Genomic DNA, 20404 nt, shown 5'->3' with positions numbered 1-20404 from the left:
GGACCTGCGTCAGGATGCGGGCGTCAGGGACGCCAGGATCGGGAAGGAGTCGGCGCCCGGGAACGTCGGCTTCTTCAGCTTGCTCGTGCTGTACGCCCACGGCGACAGCTGCTCGAAGAGCGGGATGAGCCAGCCCGACTCGACCATGGCCTTGTTCAGGTCCTTGAGGGCCGCCGCTTGCTTCGCCGTGTCGCCTCCCGCTGCCCCGTAAGCGCCGAAGGCGCCCTTGATCTGGTCGTTGCTCGCGTTGTGCGCGTTGGCGAATCCGAACAGGACACCGAAGACGTTGGCCGCCGGGTTGGTCCAGGTCAGCGGGATGGGTCCGCCGACCGGTTCTGTCTTGACCGCGGCGAAAGCCTGCTCGGTGGAGGCCGCGTTCTTCAGGTTCACGGTGACGCCGATCGCCTTCCAGTACGGCTGGATGGCCTCCAGGTCGCGCTGGCTGGCGCTCGTGATCGTGAAGTCGAACGAGAACCCGTTCGGGTAGCCCGCATCTGCGAGCAGCTTCTTCGCCGCCGTCGGGTCGTACGCGTAGTCCTTCTCGAGCGACGGGAGGTAGCCGGGGTTGTCCTTCGGCAAGGCATTGGCGGTGGGCAGGTCGCCCTTGTGGACGGCCTTGACGTAGGCGTTCCGATCGATGGCGATCGACAGAGCCTTCCAGACCCGGGGGTCGCCCCACTGCGGAGCGAGGGTCCCGTTCTTGTCGAACGGCAGCAGGTCGACGACCGTCCCCCCGTTGGCGACGAGCCCGACGCCCGACGACTTGACCTGATCCTGCGTCTCCGCGGTGATGTCGGCCGTGTCGACCTCGCCCGACAGTGCGGCGTTGACGCGGGCCTGCGGATCGAGGATCGGCTTGAACTCGTACGAGTTGAACGGATACGCCTTGGCGGCGGGGTCGTTCTTCTTCTTCACGAGAAGGTAGCTGTTGCCCTTGACGGTCTTGCTCGCGTCGAGCTGAAGCGGACCCGACCCGTCGGGGGCCTTGTCCAGACTGCTCCGGTCCGTGACGCCCTTTTCCCCGACGACGACGCCGCCGGGGAAGACGAGGTTGGACTCGAAGGCCGGCTGAGGCGTTGCGAAGGTGAGGGTGACGGTCTTGTCATCCACGACCTTCACATCCTTGATCTCGTTCTGACCTCCCGCGGCGAACGACGAGTACGCCGACAGATTCGGGTTGGTGCGGGCGTCCAGGTTCTTCTTGACGAGGTCGGCAGTCAGCGTGCTGCCGTCGCTGAACGCGGCCCTGGTGTCGAGCGTCAAGGTCAGCTGGGTCTTGTCGGCGCTGTAGCTCGAGTTTGTGGCCAGATCGGGCACGACTTTGCCGGACTGGTCGATCTTGAACAGCGAGTCGTACATCCCCTCGAAGAACATGCGCTGGCCTGCCGAGTAGCGGAGCGGGTCGTAGCCCAGAGCGGCCTGATCCGATTCGAGACCGATCACGAGCTTCGTCGTGTCGACCTGACCGCCGGAACCGGAGCCGCTGCCTGAGCAGGCCGTGAGCGTCAGGGCGGCCGCGGCGATCGCCGCCGTCACCGCCAGGGCGCGGGAAGTGATTCGGGACATCGTGATCTCCAATGATCGTGTGGTGCCGTGTGGGTCGGTTTTAGCACGCGTCCGGACGCGAATGAAAGGAAATTTCGAAGAGTAAAAGTTTGGTTTCGCCTATCCGGCGTTAGGCAGGACGAACTGGCTTTCGCGCTGTCGAGCGCTCAGGCTGCTGAGGACGCGACTCAACGAGGAGGTTGACCCATGTCCCTGGACGAGACCACGAAACCCGGTCCCCACCCCCATGCCGGGATCCTGCCCGGCACCCCCGAACCGTTCTTCCTCGACAAGGGGGAGGGCGAGAAGAGCGTGGTGTTCGACACGCTCTTCACCGTCCTGCTCACGGGCGACGAGACCGAAGGCCAGTACGACGTCTTCACGACCGAGGGAGGCGCCGGCGACATCATCCCGGCCCACATCCACCCGTACACGCACGAGATCTTCTTCGTGATCGACGGCGCCGTGCATCTGTGGATGGACGACGAGAAGGGCTTCAAGGACGACCGCGTGCTCCAGGCCGGTGCGTTCGGCTACGTGCCGAAGGGCACCATCCACGCTTTCCGCATCGAGTCGACCGCACGCGTGCTCGGGGTCAGCTCGGGAGGCTTCGCCCGCTTCTTCCACGCTCTGGGCACCCCGACCACCAAGCCGGGGATCCCGCAGCCGTCGGAGTTCTACGCGCCGTCGTTCGACCAGATGCGCGCGGCCGGGGAGCTCTACGGCACGGTGTTCCGGCCCGACTACAAGTTCCTGGACGACTGAGCCTCCGTGCCGACTTACGCCTTCTCCGAGGCGGCTTCCGGGCCGCTCGAACTCGATCTGCATCTCCCGGAGCCGGGAGGGCCGCTCGGGTCTCCGCCTCCCGTGGTCGTGTTCGTGCACGGCGGCGGTTGGCGTGGAGGAGACCGCGGCACCTTCGTGCCGACCATGCGCCCGGGCCCGGAGGACGCTGGGCCGACGCCGTTCGAGCGCATCGCGGCGGCGGGAATCGCGGTCGCATCGGTCGACTACCGGCTGAGCGGCGAGGCGGTCTTCCCTGCCCAGGTCGACGACCTCAGCACCGCCGTGGAGTGGCTGCGCGCCCATGCCGACGAGCTCGGGGTCGACGCCTCCCGGATCGTGCTGTGGGGGGAATCGGCCGGCGCGACCCTTGCGGCACTCGTGGCTCTCGAGCCGGGATCCGGCGTCCGCGGGCTGGTCGACTGGTACGGACCGTCCGACCTGGAGGCGCTCGCCGTCTCCCTCGGCCAGACGCACGACGCGACCACCCGCGAGGCCGGCTGGCTCGGGCACGCGGTCTCCGCCGACCCGCGGCGGGCGCGGGAGGCGAGCCCCCGCCACCGGGTCAGGCCGGGCGCCCCGCCGACGCTCATCGCGCACGGGCTAGCCGATGACGCCGTCCCGCACTCGCAGAGCGAGCTCTTCGCAGCGACGCTGACCGGCGTCGGTGCCGAGGTCAGGTTGACCCTCGTGCCCGGTGCCGGGCACCTCTGGCAGGGCGACGTCGACCGGGACGCCTTGTTCGCCGACGCGCTCGCCTTCTGCGCGGCCGTCCTCGCCTGAACGGCGACCGCCATGCTTGAGGGAAGGTCAGGCCGCGCGCAGTCGCAGCGAGATGTCCGCCGCCGCGGTGCGAGCCCGGTCGAGCAGCGGCCCGCGCAGCTCCGCGAGATCGTGCCTGGTCGTGTTCACCGCGATGTTGATCGCGGCGGCCGGCCGGGCCTCGCGCCCGAACACCGGAACAGAGACCGAGCGGAGGCCCGGGGCGACCTCCTCGTCCTGGAGGGCGTAGCCCTGCTGCCGGATGGCGGCGAGACGCTCCTCCAGCTCACTCACCGAACGGACCGCGTTGGGACCGGCGGCCGTCAGGTCCGAGTCGGCGTAGAGCGAGCGCAGCTCGTCCGGCGACAGGTAGGAGAGCAGGAGCTTGCCCATGGAGGTGAAGGCCGCCGGAAGTGTCGAGCCGACCTGAATGTTGGCCGTGACGAGATCGGCGTTGCGGATCCGCACCAGGTAGAGCACCTGGTCGCCGCGCAGGACACCGAGGTTGACGGTCTCGCCGGTCGCCTCGGCCAGCTGCCGCAAGGGCTGTTCGCTGAGCTGGACCAGGCTGGAGCCGCGCAGTGCGGCCGAGCCCAGTGTGAGCACGGCGACCCCCGGCCTGATGGTGCCGTCTTCGAGCCGCTCCAGATAGCCGCCCTCCTCGAGCGTCGCGACGACCCGGAAGGCGGTCGGCATCGGGATGCCGGTGCGGTCGCAGATGTCGCGGAGCTTGAGCGCCGTCGTCGTCTCGTCGAAGAGGCTCAGGACATCGAGCCCCTTGGCGAGGGCCTCGATGCGGTAGCGGTTGCTCTCGGCGGCTTTCATAGAGCGAAACCGTATCTCAGCGCTTCGATCGACGCAAGGCGACCCTCCGCGTGGTCATCCGGCCCGGAAGACGCGCAGCTGGAGGGCGAGCATGCCGTAGTAACCGACGAGGGTGCTCACCTCGAAAACAGCCGCTTCGCCGATGCTCGACGCGGCGTCGTTCCAGTCGCTGTCGTCCAGGTCGCCGTCGAGCAGGGCGAGGGTCAGTCGCGCAATCGTGGCCTCCTCCCCTTCGAACGGATCCAGCCGCCCGCGCCGAAGGGCCTCGAGTTCGTCCTCCATCAGACCGGCGGCGCGCCCGACGCCCTCGTGCGCCTCTCGTTCGAAGGTGCTCTGCCAATGGCGGGCGACCAGAAGTATCACGATCTCGCGGGAGCGGTCAGGCAAGCCGCCGCGGTACCGCAGTCTCGACCCGAGCTCCTGAAGGGCATCGCCGAGGTCGGGTGCGAGCAGGAAGGCGTTGAACGGCCCGCGAAGGGCGCCACTCGGTTCCGTCAGCGCGAAATGCTGCGGGCCGGCCGCGCGCGGTCCCCCCGCGATCCGATCGTAGAGGGCTGCCTGGGCGTCGTCGAGGTCGGCTGGGGCCAGGGAGGGGAGGCGCGTTGACATGATGCGATCGTACCGGTTACATTCATCGAGTAAAACTAACTTTCACAGAACGAAGCGAGGGAGACGGAGATGTCTCTTCAAGAAACCAGCGTCAGCGAGGCGTCGGCGGCAGCGGCCGACTGGCTGGGCCTGACGGGAGCCCGCGTCGTCATAGCGGGAGCCGGCGGTATCGGAGTGACCTGTGCGCAGCGTTTCCTCGATGCAGGCGCGCGACTGCTCATCGTCGACCGTGATGAGCGACGCCTCCGCCAGCTCGAGGCGGACCCGGCGATCGGCGGCCGCGGTGGACGCACCCTCGCCGTGGACCTCACTGAGAAGGGTGCTGCGGCTCGGGTGATCGGGCAGGCAGTCGAGACGCTCGGCGGCCTGGATGTGGTCCTCCACTGCGTCGGCATCAACGACCGCCGCCCGCTGCTCGAGTTCAGCGACGACGAGTGGAAGCGCATCATCGACGTGAACCTGACCACCCTGTTCGCGCTCGGCCAGGCGGCCGGCCGTCGGATGACCGAACAGGGTCACGGCCGCATCATCGCGCTCTCCAGCGTGTCCGGTCTGCTCGCGCACGAGAACCACGGCCCCTACGCGGCCTCCAAGGGCGGCATCAACCAGCTCATCCGCGTCATGGCGCGGGAGTGGGCCAAGGACGGAGTGACCGTCAACGCCGTCGCTCCCGGCTACGTCGAGACGCCGCTCACCAGCGAGCACCTCTCCGAGGGCGGCAATCGCGAGCGTCTCGAGAGCCAGGTGCCGGCGGGGCGCCTCGGCACCCCCGACGAGATCGCCGGGCCGGTGCTCTTCCTCGCCTCGCGTCAGGCGGGCTTCATCACCGGACACGTGCTCTACATCGACGGCGGCCGCACGCTCGTCTGAGCGGCGCCGCCCCACGGAAAGGACATCGCATGAACGCACAGATCTTCCCCCGCTTCGCCGGGCAGACGGTCCTGGTGACGGGAGCCGGCACCGGCTTCGGCGCCGAGATCGCCGTCCGCGCCGCCCAGGAGGGTGCCCGGGTCGGCGTGCACTTCAACCGGTCCGAGGCGGGAGCGCGCAAGACCGCCGAGCGCATCGAGGCTCTCGGCGGGGAGGCGTTCGTCGTCCAGGCCGACATCTCCGACTGGGAGGAGGTCAAGCGTCTGCGCGACGAGGTCTTCGACACCGTCGACACGCTCGACGTGCTCGTGAACAACGTCGGCGACGTCGCCACCGACCTGATGTCGTGGCGCGACCTGACGCCCGCGACGCTGGACCGGGTGGTCGACGTGGATGTGAAGGGCACGCTCACGATGGTCCACGAGTTCGGAGGCCGGATGGTCGAGCAGGGCCACGGCGCCATCGTGAACATCGGCTCCACCGTCATCGTCCGCGGAAGCTCCCGGGCGCCGGTGTACGCGGCCGGAAAGTACGCCCTCCTCGGCATCACCAAGTCCTACGCGGCCGCGCTCGCCCCCGCCGTGCGCGTGAACATCTTCGCGCCCGGGTTCATGGAGACCGAGGCGACCCTCGCCCGGTCCGACTGGCAGGCCGGCCGCCGCGAGAAGCTCATCTCCCAGACCCCGCTCGGCACCATCCCGGCTCCGGAGGTCGTCGCCGGCACCGCGCTCTTCCTCGCCAGCGACGACGCGTCCCACATCACCGGCGCGTACATGCTCGCCGACGGCGGCTTCAACATGGTCGGCGCCTGACCCGGCCGTCCCACTACAGATAAGGAACACGACGCAATGAAGCTCATCACGTTCGACGAGGGACGGGTCGGCCGCATCGACGGCGACGACGTCATCGAGCTCGACATCCCCTCCACCAAGGCGTTCTTCGAGGCCGAGGGCCGGGTCGGCGAGACCGGCGAGGTCGTCCCCCTGGCCGATGTGCGCCTGCGCGCTCCGATCGTCCCGAAGAAGTTCTTTCACACCGCAGGCAACTTCGCCGCCCACCACCAGGAGCTGCAGAAGGTCAACTGGTCGCACCCGGTGCACAAAGGCATCGTGTTCTTCCAGAACGTGGACGCGATCATCGGCCCGGACGACCCGATCGTCTACCCGGAGCACCTCACGTCCGAGCTGGACTACGAGCTCGAGCTAGCTGTCATCCTCGGCAAGCCGGGTAAGTTCTTCAGCCCCGAGGAGGCCTGGGACCACATCGCCGGCTTCACCGTATTCAACGACATCACCGCACGCGACATCCAGCGCCGTGAGATGAAGTCGGGCGTCTTCTCCTTCAGCAAGGGGATCGACACCTTCTGCCCGATCGGGCCGTGGATCGTCACCAAAGATGAGATCGACGACCCGCAGAAGCTTGCGATGGAGTTGCGCGTCAACGGGGAGGTGCGCCAGCGCGGCAACACCGACCAGATGCTGGTCACCCTGCCGCACCTGGTCGCCTACCACTCGCCGCAGATCTTCAGCGCGGGCGACATCATCACCACCGGCACCATCTCCGGTGTCGCGGCCATCCAGGAGAACCCGTTCGACTTCTACCTGCAGCCGGGCGATGTGGTGGAGGCCGAGATCGAGGGTGTTGGGACGCTGCGCAACCCGGTCGTCAGCTGGCAGGACGCGCACGGCGAGCCCGCTCCGGCCAAGGTCGACTGGTGAGGTTCGGAAATCTTGACGGGCGCCTGACCGTCTTCGGACGAGACGGTTCGGCCCTCGACGCCGAGGCCGCGTCGGAAGGGCGGTTCGGCCCCGACCCGATGACGGCCTTCGCCGACTGGGAGGCCTTCCGGGCGTGGGCGTCGTCGCTCGGCGGCGGTGCTGCCGGCGCGGGCGGCGACCCCGCCGTTCCGGAGCGCCTCGGCCCTCCGGTGCCACGGCCTCCCCAGATCTTCGCCATCGGGGTCAACTACCGCGAGCACGCCGACGAGGCCGGGTACCCGCCGGACAGCCTGCCGGTGACCTTCACGAAGTTCCCGTCCAGCCTGACCGGACCCGATGCGACCGTGGAGCTTCCCGAGGGGAACGTGGACTGGGAGGTCGAGCTCGTCATCGCGATCGGAGTCGGCGGCCACCGCATTCCGCGAGCGGAGGCCTGGACGCACGTGGCAGGGCTCACGGTCGGCCAGGACCTCTCTGAGCGCGTGGCCCAGCTGGAGGGCACCCGCCCGCAGTTCTCGCTGGCCAAGTCGTACCCGGGATTCTCGCCGACCGGGCCGTGGCTGGTGACTCCTGACGAGTTCGACGATCCGGCAGACCTCGCGATCTCGTGCGCCCTCGACGGCGAGGTGCTGCAGAACTCGCGCACCTCGCGGATGATCTACGACATTCCGGAGCTGATCGCTCGCCTGTCGGAGGTCGTGACGCTGCTTCAGGGTGACCTCATCTTCACGGGCACGCCGTCGGGAATCGGCAATGCCCGAACACCCAAGCGCTTCCTGCGCGCGGGGGAGACCCTCGTCAGCACGATCGAAGGCATCGGCGCCATCACGACACGATTCACCGAACGGCGCGACGCCTGAGCGAGGGCGCATTCCCGCGCTGACGGCGGTCACACAGTGAGGTCGACGTGGGCGCCCGAGACCAGGATGGTCGGCGCTAGGCGTTCGAGGTTGCTCTTCGTGAGCGCGACGAGGTCGATGCCCCCGCGAGAGAGCACCCACTGCAGCTGGAGGCCGTCGGCGAGGGCGATGCACTCGCGCGCGACGGCGCGGTAGTCGACGTCCCGGCGCAGGTGGCCGGCCTCCACCGAGGTGTGGAAGAGCGACTCAAGCTCGCCGATGACCCGCTCGTAGCGGGCCGCGTACAGCTCGTGGGCGGGCGAGTCGGGGTCGGCAGCCTCCGCCGAGAGCAGAACGAACAGTTCCATCAGGCCGGGCTGCGACTGGAACATCGCCGCCAGGCGCAGCATCAGTCGCAGGGGCCCGAGGCCGTCGGTGTCGGCTGGCGCGTTGAATGCGAGCTGCCCGGCCAGATCGAAACGGCGTTCGGCGACCGCCAACAGGAGGTGCTGCTTCGACGGGAAGTGGTGCATCAGACCAGGCGTGGTGAGGCCGACGTCCTGGGCGATGCGGGCGAGGGAAGTCGCGGAGTAGCCGGACTGCGCGAAGCGCTCGGTGGCGATGTCGAGGATCTGCTCGCGTCGGGCGCGGCCGACGGCGTAGCTGCCGCGCCGCGTCGCCTTCTGCGGGGGCGCGGTCGCTGCCGACGGTTCACTGGCCATGCGATCACGCTAGCCGAACGGGTCCGGGATGAAAACCTTGCACATAAGGTTTTCGTCACCTAGACTCGCAGCACCCCGCGGCCGATGCGGAGGACGCAGCAGCGAAGGAGCAGCAGTGACGGAGCGACGATGCCGGGACCTCCGGGTGGAGTACCTTCGAGAACCCGCCGGAGTGGCGACGGCACGTCCTCGGTTCTCATGGGTCGCCGAACACGAACAGCGCGCCTACCGGCTCGTGGTCGCCGAGGCCGGCGGGCAGGTCGTCTGGGACACCGGGATCATCGACTCGGCCGAGACCACGCAGGTCGCGTACGCGGGAGAGGCGCTGGCCTCCGATGCCGTGTACACGTGGAGCGTCCGCAGCCTGGGTGCCGATGGCACCGAGGTGCGGGCGGAGTCGCACTTCGAGACCGCCGTGCTCGACCCTGCCACGTGGAAAGCCCGCTGGGTCGAGCCCGCGCAGCAGCCGACCGCGCTCGAGCGTTGGACGCTCCTCGACTGGATCCGCGGTGTGCAGCCTGAAGGAGGCCCGGCAGAACGGCTGCGGCCCGTGCAACTGCTGCGCCAGCGGTTCGTCGTCGGCGACGACATCGTGCGGGCCCGCCTCCACGCCACCGCCCGCGGCGTCTACCTGCCGCACCTCAACGGCACCGTCGTCGGCGACGAGGTGCTCTCGCCGGGCTTTGACAGCTACACGCATCGCATCTCGGTGCAGGCGTACGACGTGACCCAGCTCGTGCGACCGGGCGAGAACGTGCTCGCGGTCGCCGTCGCCGACGGATGGTGGGCTGGGCGCATCGGCATCACCGGGTCGAGTGCCCAGTGGGGCGACACGACCTCTGCGCTCTGGCAGCTGCACCTCGACCACGCCGATGGCGCCCGCACGGTCATCGCCTCGGGCGGTGACGTCGTGAGTGCCACCGGGCCGTGGGTGTACGCCGACCTGTTCGTGGGCGAGCGCTACGACCGTCGCCTCCTCCAGCCGGGCTGGACCTCCGTCGACTTCGACGACTCCGAGTGGACGCCCGTCGACGTGACTGATGGCGTCAGCGCCGCGCTCGTGCCGTTCGCCGGCGAACCGGTCCGCCGGGTTCAGGAACTCCCTGCGGTCTCCGTCACGGCCGTGCCCGGCGCTGACGGCGGCTGGATCGTCGACTTCGGGCAGGTGATAGCGGGCCGGGTCCGGCTCACCCTGCGGGGTCTGGATGCCGGCGACGAGGTCGTGGTCGAGCACACGGAGGCGCTCGCCGCCGACGGCTCGTGGTTCGTCAACATCGTCGGCATCAACACCGAGCAGACCGACGTCTACGTCGCTGCCGGACCCGAGGAGGACACCTGGGAGCCGTCGTTCACGTTCCACGGCTTCCGCTACGCGCGGCTGACCGGCCTCCCGCAGGCTCCGGCGCTCGCGGACGTCGTCGCTGTCGTGCTGGCCAGCGACCTGGAGCCGACCGGGTCGTTCACGACGTCGGACGCCCGGCTGAACCGGCTGCACGAGAACGTCGTCTGGAGTCAGCGCGGCAACTTCCTCAGCATCCCGACCGACTGCCCGCAGCGCGAGCGCGCCGGCTGGACCGGCGACATCCAGGTGTTCGCGCCCGCCGCGACGAACAACGCGATGGTCGCGCCGTTCCTGAGCCGCTGGTTGCAGAACCTGCGCGCCGACCAGCTGGCCGACGGCCGGGTGCCGATCGTGTCGCCGCGCTCGCCGTTCGACGAGGAGGCCGCCGCCTCCGGCCAGGGCATCGGGGGGATCGTCGCGGCGGCGGGCTGGGGCGACGCGATCGCGATCGTCCCGTGGACGCTGTACCAGCGGTACGGCGACGTGCGCGTGCTCGAGGAGTCGTTCCCGGCGGTCCTGCGCTGGATCGACCATCAGGCCACTCCGGCCTATGCCGAGGGTGCCCACTTCGGCGACTGGCTCGCCCCGAGCACGCTGGAGGGCAAGCCGTTCCACGAGGCGATCGGCGTCGCCCCCGCGTTGACGGGCGCGCTGATCGCGCCGATGTTCCGGGCGCGGACGCTGACGATCGCCTCCGAGATCGCGGACGTGCTCGGGCGCCCAGGCGAGGCCGCCGAGCTGGCCGGGCGCTCGGCCCAGGTGCGCGCCGAGTTCGCCGAGGCCCACGTCGCTGCCGACGGCGGCCTCCCGGTAGAGCTGCAGGGCGTCTACACGCTCGCGCTCGCCTTCGGGATGGTGCCGGAGGATCGCATCCCGGCGGCCGCAGCCCGGCTCGCGGCTCTCGTCACCGATCGCGGCGACCGCCTCGACACCGGCTTCCTCTCGGTGCCGTACCTCCTCGACGTGCTGTGGGACCACGGTTACCCGGAGCTCGCGCGCCGCGTGCTCTGGCAACCGGCCCAGCCCTCCTGGCTCTACGAGGTCGACCACGGCGCCACGACGATCTGGGAGAACTGGGACGCCGTTGCGCCCGATGGCACAACGCGCCAGACCTCCCTCAACCACTACGCGTTCGGCTGTGTCGACGACTGGCTGTACCGCCGCGTCGCCGGTCTGCGCGCGACCGCGCCGGGCTACCGCTCCGCGGTGATCGAGCCCGACCTCGAGGCGGGTGTCGACCAGGTGGAAGCGCACGTGACCACCCCGTACGGTCGGCTCGGCGTGCGGTGGGCGCGCAGCGGCGACCGCGCCGCCATCACGACAGATGTCCCGCACGGTGTGGAGGCCGAGCTCATCGTCGCCGGCCGCCGACTCCCGCTCACCGCGGGAACCACCACCCACGAGCTCGAACTCGCAGAGAACCCCATCCCGAATCCCGACGAAGGAGTCGCAGCATGACCGCATCACCCGACCTGGCCGCCTCGACGGCGCCGACCGCGGCGGCAGCCCGCCCAGGGCCGCGCCGCGGGTTCCTCTTCTTCCTGGGCGCCGCCGTCGCCACCGTCAATGGCGCGCTGCTCGCGTCTGCCGTGCTGACGCTGTCGCTGAAAGCGGTTGCGATCGACCCGACGAACGCCACGACCGTGCTCTCGATCGTCGTCGGCGTGGGAAGCATCGTCGCCCTGGTCGGCTATCCGCTCATCGGGCGGTTGAGCGATCGCACCATATCGCGCTTCGGCCGCCGGCGTCCGTTCCTCGTCGGCGGCGCCGTGCTCCTCGCGGTCGGGGCCGTGCTGGCTGTCGCGGCCTCCAGCACCGCGGTGCTCACCCTCGCCTACGTCGTCACCACGGTCGGCGCCGTCTGCTCACTGGTCGCCTGCAGTGCGATCGTCCCCGACCAGGTGGAGCCCTCTCGGCGCGGCACGCCGTCCGCCATCGTCGGCCTCGGCGCCCCGATCGGCGCCCTGCTCGGAATCTTTCTCGCCCAGACCGTGCAGCCGAACCTGGCTGCGATGATCCTGGTTCCGGCCGCCGTCGCCGTGGTGTTCACGCTCGCGCTCGCGTTCTTCGTGGCGGACCGCCCCCTCGCACGCGAGGACCGTCCGGCCTTCGCATTCCGCGCGTTCCTCGCCACGTTCTGGGTGAACCCCGCGAAGAGCCCCGCCTTCGCCTGGGCCTGGTGGAGCCGCCTGCTGATCTTCTTCGGCGTCGCCGCTGTGAACGCCTACCAGGCTTTCTACCTGATCATCGTGCAGCACGTGAACCCCGCGACCGTCGGCACCTCCCTCTTCGTCGCTTCGCTGGTCGGTACCGGTGTCTCGTTGGTCTTCGCCCCGCTGATGGGCAAGCTGTCCGATCGCGTCGGCCGGCGCAAGCCGTTCGTCATCGTCGCGGCACTGATCTTCGGCGTCGGCCTCGCATTGGTCGCGTTCGCGCCTTCCTTCCCGATGTTCCTCGTCGCGATCGCGGTGATCGGTGCAGGCCAGGGTGTCTACTTCGCAGTCGATTTCGCCCTGGTCACGCAGGTGCTCCCCGACCCGGCCAACCCGGCGAAAGACCTCGGCATCATGAATCTCGCGAGCGCCCTCCCATCGTCGCTGGTACCGGCTCTCGCCCCGGCGCTCCTCTCCCTCGGAGCCTCAGCGGCTCTGCCGCAGAATTTCGGCGCCCTTTTCCTCGCCGGGGCTATCGCGGCACTGCTGGGCGCCGCTGCCATCATCCCCATCCGTGGCGTGAAGTAGCCCCCTGCCGAATCGCCACGTGGAGATCCGCTATGAATGACCAACTCATCGGCCCGAAGCCGGCCCTCGACCCGGAACTCACCGGCCCGCTTGCCGCTCTGCGCGCCGCAGTTCCGGGCGGGATGCCCTCTCTCAGTGCGGACACTCTGCCTATCGTGCGAGAGATACTTCCACGAATCCCGGCACCGGCTAGGCAGCATTTCAGTCGAGAAGGCCGGTTCGCCGTCGAAGAAGTCGTCGCTGCCGGCGCCGAAGGCCAGCCGGACGTGCCTCTGCTGATCTGCCGACCCTCCGCGGGTCGGATACGAGGGCTCGTCTTCTATATCCACGGTGGCGGAATGGTCCTCGGCAGTTACGTCGACGGCGTCGACGAAATGCTCGACTACGCGGAGGCGCTCGGGCTCGCTGTCGTCTCCGTGGACTACCGGCTTGCGCCGGAGCATCCCCACCCGGCGCCCGTGACCGACTGCTACACCGGGTTGCTGTGGACGGCAGAACGTGCGAGCGAGCTCGCACACGCGAGCGCTCCGGTGATCATCGCGGGAGAAAGCGCGGGAGGCGGCCTGGCCGCAGCGACGACGCTTCTCGCTCGAGACGAGCAGCGGCACGTTCTTGCCGGACAGCTGCTGATAGCACCGATGCTCGACCATCGCAGCGCGAGCCGATCCATCCGCCTGCTCCGCGATGCGGGGATGTGGGACCGCGAATCGAACATGTTCGGATGGTCCGCCCTTCTCGGCGAGGGTGATCATGACGATGTGTCGCCTTATGCATCGCCGGCGCGTGCGACCGACCTCGCTCACCTCCCGTTCACCTATGTCGACGTCGGTGGGGCGGATGCATTCCGCGACGAAGCGATGGCCTACGCTGCCCAACTGAGCGAAGCCGGCAACTTGGTCGACCTGCACGTCTGGGCTGGAGCATGTCATGGCTTCGACGGCATCGCCCCGGACGCGGCGGTTTCGAAGTCGGCCCGCGCATCTCGCAGGGCGTGGCTTTCACGAGTCCTCGAGCAGGCCGAGAGGGCTGCGATCAGCTGAGCGAAATGCAGCGTTTACCTGCGCTGATATCCCTTTCCGAAGGGTTGTGACGCGTCGCGCAAGCGTCGCCAGAAATCGCATTCGCGAGCCCCCACAAAAACCCCACAACTGTGGTCAGCCGAGATGGTGCTTGGTCATTGGAGAGACGCGGAATTCCGCGGTTTTCCGGGCATCCTGAGATGGGTTAAGGAGCGCCGTGAGGGTCCAAATCCCTCCGTCTCCGCCGACGCAGTAGCAGTGCTGATCAGCTGCACTCTTCCGATCCCAGGTTCTCGCCGGCCTCGTTGTCGCCCGCCGCACCCTTGCGATGTCGCGGCCACACCGCGCCGATCAGGCCGCAGCGATACTTCTCGGCTTTGGCAAGTTTTGGCATTTTGGCGCGTTTTGGCGGTTGCAGATATTCGGCCAACCGTCGTACCTTCATGCCAAGACGTTTTGCCAAAACGTCTTGGCCACGTAAGATGGTCCCAATCACACGCAGCGAGAGCTGCTCATCACAATCCGGAGTAACGATGCTTCGCAAGAAAATCGCAGCAGCGACCGCGGTGGGGGTCGCCGTCGCGCTGGCGCTCGCCGGATGCGGCGTGTCCGGAGGAACCTCCTCGTCCTCCTCTGCCAAGTCCATCACCGTCCTCGTCGAGGCCGGCGGTCACGCCGAGCTCCAGCCGATCGCCGACCAGTACACCAAGGACACCGGCACGAAGGTCACCTTCGTCGAGCTGCCCTACAACGGTCTCTACAACCGCGTGAACAGCGAGCTGTCGACGGGGAGCATCTCGTTCGACGTCGCCGCTCTCGATGCGATCTGGCTGCCGGCGTTCGCTGCCGGGCTCCAGCCGCTCAACAGCATGTACACGTCGGAGGTCAAGGCGGACAACTTCCCCGCCGTGGTGCAGGAGGCGAAGGTCGGGAACAACTACGTCGGCATGCCGGCGTTCGCCAACTCGGAGATCCTCTACTACCGCACCGATCTCTTCAACGACCCGGCCAACCAGTCGGCGTTCAAGGCGAAGTACGGTTACGACCTGAAGCCGCCGACCACCTGGCAGCAGTACTCCGACGTCGCCGCGTTCTTCACCAAGGACGGCATGTACGGGGCTCCGCTCCCGGGCGCTGTCGAGACGCAGTACCTCGCGACGCTGTCCCAGGCCGGCGAGAAGAACATGGTGCTCAACGCCGCCGGGACGAAGTCGACGCTCGGCGACGCTGCCAGCCTGAAGGCGCTCGACTACTACACCAGCCTCGCCAAGTACGGCCCCTCGGGCGCCGCGGCTGTCGACTGGAACGCCGCTCAGAACCTGTACAACCAGGGCAAAGCCGCGATGATGCTCTTCTGGGCGCACGCCTACCGGCAGATCCCGAACAGCTCTCCCGTGTACGGCAAGACCGGCGTCGCTCCGATGATCGCCGGCCCCGGAGGGATCGCCGGCGTGCCCGGCCCGTTCTACCTGAGCATCCCGAAGCAGGCTGTGCACCAGGCCGCCTCGACCGCGTTCGTGAAGTACGCCTACGATCACAACGCGCTGAGCGCGCAGACCTCCCTCGGTCTGGTCGCCCGGATCTCCGCGCTCAAGCAGTACGCCGACAAGCCCGGCTACGAGTCCTACGGCCCGATGGTCACGACCCTCTCCGCGCCGGGCACCGTCACACGGCCGGCCAACGCGAACTGGCAGAACATCGTCAACAACGTGCTCGTGCCGATGATCCAGAAGTCGCTCCAGCCCGGGGCCGACAATGCGGCTCTGCTCAAGTCCGCAGCCGACCAGATCGACCAGATTGTCCAGCAATAACATGACCACCGCAACACGTGAACGGCCGGCCGCCCGGCCGGCCGTTCACGGCCCCCGCACCCAACCGCGACGCCGGTCCCGGTTCCGCCTCACCGACGCCAGGTTCGCGCTGCTGCTGATGCTGCCCGCCGCCGCCTTCCTCGCCGTCTTCGTGGCGTGGCCGCTGATCCAGTTCGTCGTCAACGGCTTCTACCGGTACAACCCGATCGCCGGAAGCGCCCACACCTTCGTCGGTTTCGGCAACTACGTGACGGCGTTCACCTCGTCCGAATTCGGCAACTCGGCCATCCGGACCATCGCCTACACCGTGATCGTCGTCACGCTGGAGTTCGTGCTCGGGCTGACCGTCGCACTGCTCTTCAGCGGGCTGGGCAACCGGTCCCGGATCTTCCGCACGATCTTCCTCTACCCGCTGATGATCGCCCCCATCGTCGCCGGACTGCTGTGGCGGTTCCTCCTGATCGACAACTCCGGGATCGTCAACCAGCTCCTCTACGAGGCGCACATCATCTCCTCGCCGAACCAGATCCAGTGGCTCAGCGACCCGAGCATCGCACTGTTCTCCGTCGCCCTGCCCGACATCTGGCTGACGACCTCGTTCATCACGCTGGTCCTCTTCGCCGGTCTGCAGAACGTGCCGGGGGACATCATCGAGGCGGCACGTCTCGACGGAGCCAGGTACCCGACCCTGCTGTTCCGCATCATCGTCCCGCAGCTGCGGCCCATCATCGCGGTCGCGCTGATCGTCCGAGGTGTGGATGCCGCCCGGGCCTTCGACACGATCGTGGTCCAGACCAACGGCGGCCCGCAGAACTCCACCAACGTGCTGTCGCTGCTGGTGTACAACACCCAGATCGCGAACGGGAACCCGGGCCTCGCCAGCGCCATGGGAACCGTCTACCTGATCGCGATGATGGTGATCGCCATCATCGCCGTCCTCACCATCTGGCGTCCAGGGAGCGAAGAGCGATGAACGGCCTCGAAACCCGCCGCGGAGGAACCCGCGCCGTCCTCTGGATCTCGCTGAGCGTCCTCGTGGTCCTGTACGCGTTCCCCTTCGTGTACATGCTCTTCACCTCGTTCAAGACGCCGATCGAGACGAACGCCATCCCGCCGCAGATCCTGCCCTCGACGTGGACGATCCAGAACTACCTGAACGTCCTGAGCACCCAAGGTGTGCCGGAGTCGTTCGTGAACAGCCTCCAGACGGCCGCACTGAGCACGGTGCTCTCGCTGGTGCTGGGAGTGCCGGCGGCCTACGCGGTGACCCGGTACCGCACCCGCCCTGGGCGCATCTTCATCCTGCTCGCGCTGATCATGCGGATGGTCCCGGCGATCATCGTCGGTGCGCCGCTGATCACGATGTTCCACAGCCTCGGGCTGTCGGACACGTCCCTGGCCCTCGCGATCGCCCAGACGACGATCTCGCTGCCGCTCTCGATCTGGCTGATGGCCAGCTTCTTCGAGGCCGTCCCCGACGAGCTGGACGAATCCGCCCGGGTGGATGGCTGCTCCCGGCTGGGCTCGCTGTGGCGGGTCGTCCTCCCGGTGGCGCGGGGTGGAGTCGCGGTGACCGCGATCTTCGCCTTCCTCGCCTCGTGGAACGACTTCATCTTCGCCCTGCTGCTCACGTCGGTGCGCGCGGTGACGACTCCGCTGCAGATCGCGAACTTCCAGAGCCAGTTCGGTCTCGACTGGGGCAATATGACCTCGCTCGCCGTGCTCTACTCGGTCCCGGTGATCATCCTGGCGATCGTCCTGCAGCGACACATCGTGGCAGGTCTGACGCTCGGCGCGGTCAAGGGCTGAGGCACGCGGTATGAATAACCAGAATCCGCCGGGAGGAAGAGCTGTGGCAGTGAAAAGCGCTGGTATCCGGGACGTCGCCGAGCTGGCGGGCGTATCCGTCACGACGGTGTCGCACGTGTTGAACGACACGCCGCACACGAGAGTGGCCGAAGAGACGCGGGCACGAGTCCGCCACGCGGCGAAGACGCTGGGCTATGGCCCGAACCGCGCCGCGCAGGCGCTGCGAACCAATCGGTCCGGGCTCATCGGGCTGCTCAGCGAGGAGATCGCGACCACCCCGCACGCCGGACGGATCATCCTGGGGGCCCAGGACGCCGCCCGGGAGCACGACCTCACCCTGGTCATCATCAACACCGAGCGCGAATCCAGCGGCCACTCCCACAGGGATGATGTCCAGGCGCTGCTGGACCGTCAGGTGGACGCCGTCCTCTACGCCACCATGTACCACCGCCAGGTGTCCCTCCCGCCGAACCTGCAGGCGCTGCCCGCCGTCCTCATCGACTCGACCGATCGGGCCGGCATCGTCCCGGCGGTCGTCCCGGACGAGGTCGGTGGTGCGATCGCAGCCGTGACTCATCTCGTCGAATCGGGCCACACCCGGATCGGCTTCCTCAACAACGACGACGACGTCCCCGCGACGCACGGCCGGTTCGAGGGCTACCGCCAGGTGCTGGACGCGCACGGCATCTCGTTCGACGCGACCCTCGTCTCCACCGCACCGTCCGAGACGCTGCCGGGCTACGAGCTGGCGCGCGAAATGCTCGGCCGGAGGGATCGGCCGACCGCCCTCTTCTGCTACAACGACCGGATGGCGATGGGCGCGTACCGGGCCGCGACGGAGCTCGGCCTCAGCATCCCGGACGATCTCTCCATCGTCGGCTTCGACAACCAGGAGCTCATCGCGGCGAACCTGTTCCCCGGGCTGACGACCGTCGCCCTTCCCCACTACGAGATGGGCGTCTGGGCAGTGGAGACGCTGGTCCGTCTCCTGCACGGCGAGGGGGAGTACAAACTGCTCGCCGACAAGCCCACACTGCTCGACTGCCCGCTCGTCGTCCGAGGCTCGGTCGCCAGACCGACAGCCCACTGAAAGGTACACACATGCTTCGACTCGCCTCGTCCTGGGTATGGGACTTCTGGCTCGCCGACGACGGTGACAGGTACCACCTGTTCTTCCTCAAGGCTTCGCGCGCGCTGCTCGACCCCGACCGCCGCCACTGGCGCGCCACCGTCGGGCACGCCACCTCCACCGACCTGACGACCTGGACCGAGCACGCCGACGCCGTCATCCCCGACGATTCGCCGGCCTTCGACGACCTTGCGACCTGGACCGGGTCCGTCGTGCGCGACGACGACGGATCGTGGCGGATGTTCTACACGGCGGTCAGCCGGTCCGAGGACGGCATCAACCAGCGCATCAGCTCCGTCGTGTCCGACGACCTCTTCACGTGGCGGCGCGAACCCGGCCGGCAGGTGCTCGAACCCGATCCGCGCTGGTACGAGACCGCGGAGACGAGAGAGTGGCCCGACCAGGCCTGGCGCGACCCGTGGGTGTTCCGCGACCACGACAGCTGGCACATGCTGATCACCGCCCGCGCGAACCACGGCGACGCGGACGACCGCGGTGTCATCGGTCACGCGACGTCGCCCGACCTGACGACGTGGACGGTCCAGCCTCCGCTCTCCGAGCCCGGCGCCGGCTTCGGGCACATCGAAGTCGTGCAGACGGTGGCCGTCGATGGGAGGCCGGTCGGCCTGTTCTCGTGCCTCGCGTCCGAGCTCGCCTCCTCGCGTCTCGCCGAGGATCCGGTCGGAGGTGTGTGGGCGTTCCCCGCCGAGACGCTCGCAGGACCGTTCGACACGGCCCAGGCCTACCGGATCACCGACGAGCGGCTCTACGTCGGTCGCCTGATCCAGGACCGAGCGGGCCGCTGGAAGTTCCTGGCGTTCAGGAACGACGACGAGAACGGCGGGTGGATCGGCGAGATCACGGACCCCCAGCCGGTCGCCTGGGTGGACGGTCGCTTGTCGGTCGGGTCGGAAAGCCAGCTCGAAAGCCGCGACGTTCGAGTCTCATCGTGAACGCGGGCGCGCTCGTCGTCGGCGAGGCCCTCATCGACGAAGTCGTCGAACCGAATCGGATACGCCGTCACCCGGGCGGATCGCCCGCGAACGTCGCCCTCGGGCTCTCCCGGCTCGATGTCGTCACCCGACTCCACACGACGATCGGCGACGACCCCGACGGCGACCTGATCCGGGCGTACCTCGGCGGATCGGGGGTGGAATTGACACCGCAATCGGTCACGGCGGCGCCGACCTCCCGAGCGGTCGCCACGCTCGCCGAGGATGGCTCGGCCTCCTACGAGTTCTCGCTGACCTGGGATCCCCGAAATCTCGACGACCTCGGGGCGCCGAGAGCCATCCACACCGGCTCGCTCGGTGCGTTCCTCGACCCGGGTTCGGACCTCACCAGGGACATCATCAGGCGCGGCCGCGCGGCCGGCGCACTCATCACGTTCGATCCGAACGTGCGTCCGTCACTCGTTCCGGATGCTGAGAGGTCGCGCACACTGTTCGAAGCGCTGGCCCTCTCGAGCCACCTGACGAAACTGAGCGACGAAGACGCGGAGTTCCTGTTCCCCGGCAGATCCCTCGACTATGTCCTCGACCTGCTCATCGACGGCGGAGTTGCGGTCGCCGGGATCACGCGAGGAAGCAAGGGCGCTCTGCTGGCGAGCGGCGACGGCCGGGTCGCGATCCCGCCGGTCACGACCGTCGTGGCCGACACCGTCGGGGCGGGCGACTCGTTCATGGCCGCCCTGATCCGGGCGCTCATCTTCGAAGGCGGGGGCTGGGACGGGCTGTCGGTCCAGCCGGACCGGCTGCAGGAAGTGGGCGCGAAGGCGGCACGCGCCGCGGCGATCACGGTGTCCCGTCCGGGCGCCGACCTTCCCGTTCTGAGCGAGCTCACCGCGGCCGCAGCCCCGGCCGGCTGAATCGGCGAGCCGC

General features: G+C 68.5%; 20 protein-coding genes. 15 read left to right on the top strand and 5 right to left on the bottom strand.

Annotation, left to right across the window (positions count from 1 at the left end):
* Positions 1-9: 9 nt before the first annotated feature.
* Positions 10-1566, bottom strand: a complete 1557-nt coding sequence (locus HNR13_RS20525) for an ABC transporter substrate-binding protein (RefSeq protein ID WP_179608763.1) — start codon at positions 1564-1566, stop codon at positions 10-12.
* 186 nt (positions 1567-1752) lie between these two features.
* Here HNR13_RS20525 and HNR13_RS20520 point away from each other — a divergent pair, with 186 nt between their 5' ends.
* Both HNR13_RS20520 and HNR13_RS20515 read left to right on the top strand, forming a co-directional pair.
* Positions 1753-2310, top strand: coding sequence for a quercetin 2,3-dioxygenase (locus HNR13_RS20520; RefSeq protein WP_179608762.1), 558 nt, complete (start codon positions 1753-1755; stop codon positions 2308-2310).
* A gap of 6 nt (positions 2311-2316) precedes the next feature.
* The gene (locus HNR13_RS20515; RefSeq protein ID WP_179608760.1) at positions 2317-3111 is read left to right on the top strand and encodes an alpha/beta hydrolase fold domain-containing protein; all 795 of its coding nucleotides are present in this window, start codon (positions 2317-2319) and stop codon (positions 3109-3111) included.
* A 27-nt stretch (positions 3112-3138) separates the two neighbouring features.
* Here HNR13_RS20515 and HNR13_RS20510 read toward each other — a convergent pair whose 3' ends face one another.
* On the bottom strand, positions 3139-3915 hold the full coding sequence (locus HNR13_RS20510) for an IclR family transcriptional regulator (protein WP_179608758.1): 777 nt from the start codon (positions 3913-3915) through the stop codon (positions 3139-3141).
* Between the two features lie 54 nt (positions 3916-3969).
* The gene (locus tag HNR13_RS20505) at positions 3970-4524 is read right to left on the bottom strand and encodes a carboxymuconolactone decarboxylase family protein (RefSeq protein ID WP_179608756.1); all 555 of its coding nucleotides are present in this window, start codon (positions 4522-4524) and stop codon (positions 3970-3972) included.
* Between the two features lie 69 nt (positions 4525-4593).
* On the opposite strand from HNR13_RS20505, the gene HNR13_RS20500 reads away from it, so the two are divergent.
* Genes HNR13_RS20500 through HNR13_RS20485 form a run of 4 tightly spaced genes read left to right on the top strand, consistent with a single transcriptional unit; the run spans position 4594 to position 7972 of the window.
* Complete coding sequence (locus HNR13_RS20500; RefSeq protein ID WP_179608754.1) at positions 4594-5394, top strand: SDR family NAD(P)-dependent oxidoreductase; 801 nt, start codon at positions 4594-4596, stop codon at positions 5392-5394.
* A gap of 29 nt (positions 5395-5423) precedes the next feature.
* Entirely contained in the window at positions 5424-6206 is a 783-nt protein-coding gene (locus HNR13_RS20495) for an SDR family NAD(P)-dependent oxidoreductase (protein ID WP_179608752.1), read from the top strand.
* Between the two features lie 36 nt (positions 6207-6242).
* Positions 6243-7112 carry a fumarylacetoacetate hydrolase family protein gene (locus HNR13_RS20490; RefSeq protein WP_179608750.1) on the top strand — a complete coding sequence of 290 codons (870 nt, stop codon included), beginning with the start codon at positions 6243-6245 and terminating at the stop codon, positions 7110-7112.
* Positions 7109-7972, top strand: a complete 864-nt coding sequence (locus tag HNR13_RS20485) for a fumarylacetoacetate hydrolase family protein (protein ID WP_179608748.1) — start codon at positions 7109-7111, stop codon at positions 7970-7972. The genes HNR13_RS20490 and HNR13_RS20485 overlap by 4 nt, the downstream gene beginning before the upstream one ends.
* A 29-nt stretch (positions 7973-8001) precedes the next feature.
* Here the strand turns inward: HNR13_RS20485 and HNR13_RS20480 are convergent, their stop codons facing one another.
* The gene (locus HNR13_RS20480; protein ID WP_179608746.1) at positions 8002-8673 is read right to left on the bottom strand and encodes a TetR/AcrR family transcriptional regulator; all 672 of its coding nucleotides are present in this window, start codon (positions 8671-8673) and stop codon (positions 8002-8004) included.
* A gap of 115 nt (positions 8674-8788) precedes the next feature.
* Here HNR13_RS20480 and HNR13_RS20475 point away from each other — a divergent pair, with 115 nt between their 5' ends.
* The 3 genes from HNR13_RS20475 to HNR13_RS20465 are packed head-to-tail and all read left to right on the top strand — an operon-like array spanning position 8789 to position 13796.
* Entirely contained in the window at positions 8789-11473 is a 2685-nt protein-coding gene (locus HNR13_RS20475) for a family 78 glycoside hydrolase catalytic domain (RefSeq protein WP_179608744.1), read from the top strand.
* Positions 11470-12756 carry an MFS transporter gene (locus HNR13_RS20470; protein WP_179608742.1) on the top strand — a complete coding sequence of 429 codons (1287 nt, stop codon included), beginning with the start codon at positions 11470-11472 and terminating at the stop codon, positions 12754-12756. Before HNR13_RS20475 ends, HNR13_RS20470 begins: the two co-directional genes overlap by 4 nt.
* A gap of 32 nt (positions 12757-12788) precedes the next feature.
* The gene (locus HNR13_RS20465; RefSeq protein ID WP_179608740.1) at positions 12789-13796 is read left to right on the top strand and encodes an alpha/beta hydrolase; all 1008 of its coding nucleotides are present in this window, start codon (positions 12789-12791) and stop codon (positions 13794-13796) included.
* A gap of 244 nt (positions 13797-14040) precedes the next feature.
* On the opposite strand, the gene HNR13_RS20460 is transcribed toward HNR13_RS20465, so the two are convergent.
* The gene (locus HNR13_RS20460) at positions 14041-14205 is read right to left on the bottom strand and encodes a hypothetical protein (protein ID WP_179608738.1); all 165 of its coding nucleotides are present in this window, start codon (positions 14203-14205) and stop codon (positions 14041-14043) included.
* 103 nt (positions 14206-14308) lie between these two features.
* Here HNR13_RS20460 and HNR13_RS20455 point away from each other — a divergent pair, with 103 nt between their 5' ends.
* From HNR13_RS20455 to HNR13_RS20430, 6 genes are all read left to right on the top strand, one after another.
* Positions 14309-15586 carry an extracellular solute-binding protein gene (locus tag HNR13_RS20455; RefSeq protein WP_179608736.1) on the top strand — a complete coding sequence of 426 codons (1278 nt, stop codon included), beginning with the start codon at positions 14309-14311 and terminating at the stop codon, positions 15584-15586.
* Between the two features lie 118 nt (positions 15587-15704).
* A complete protein-coding gene (locus HNR13_RS20450; RefSeq protein WP_246313257.1) occupies positions 15705-16559 on the top strand; it encodes a carbohydrate ABC transporter permease in 855 nt (284 codons plus the stop codon).
* Entirely contained in the window at positions 16556-17395 is an 840-nt protein-coding gene (locus tag HNR13_RS20445) for a carbohydrate ABC transporter permease (protein ID WP_179608733.1), read from the top strand. The genes HNR13_RS20450 and HNR13_RS20445 overlap by 4 nt, the downstream gene beginning before the upstream one ends.
* A gap of 49 nt (positions 17396-17444) precedes the next feature.
* Positions 17445-18485, top strand: a complete 1041-nt coding sequence (locus HNR13_RS20440; protein ID WP_425484999.1) for a LacI family DNA-binding transcriptional regulator — start codon at positions 17445-17447, stop codon at positions 18483-18485.
* 11 nt (positions 18486-18496) lie between these two features.
* Positions 18497-19477 (top strand): glycoside hydrolase family protein, encoded by a 981-nt coding sequence (locus tag HNR13_RS20435; RefSeq protein ID WP_179608729.1) that lies wholly within the window; start codon positions 18497-18499, stop codon positions 19475-19477.
* Complete coding sequence (locus HNR13_RS20430; protein WP_343063644.1) at positions 19474-20391, top strand: carbohydrate kinase family protein; 918 nt, start codon at positions 19474-19476, stop codon at positions 20389-20391. The genes HNR13_RS20435 and HNR13_RS20430 overlap by 4 nt, the downstream gene beginning before the upstream one ends.
* Positions 20392-20404 lie beyond the last annotated feature (13 nt).

It is taken from the genome of Leifsonia shinshuensis, assembly GCF_013410375.1.
Classification (GTDB): Bacteria; Actinomycetota; Actinomycetes; order Actinomycetales; family Microbacteriaceae; genus Leifsonia; species Leifsonia shinshuensis.
Note: the sequence above shows the minus strand (reverse complement) of the source record. Positions and strands in the feature narration are given on the sequence as shown.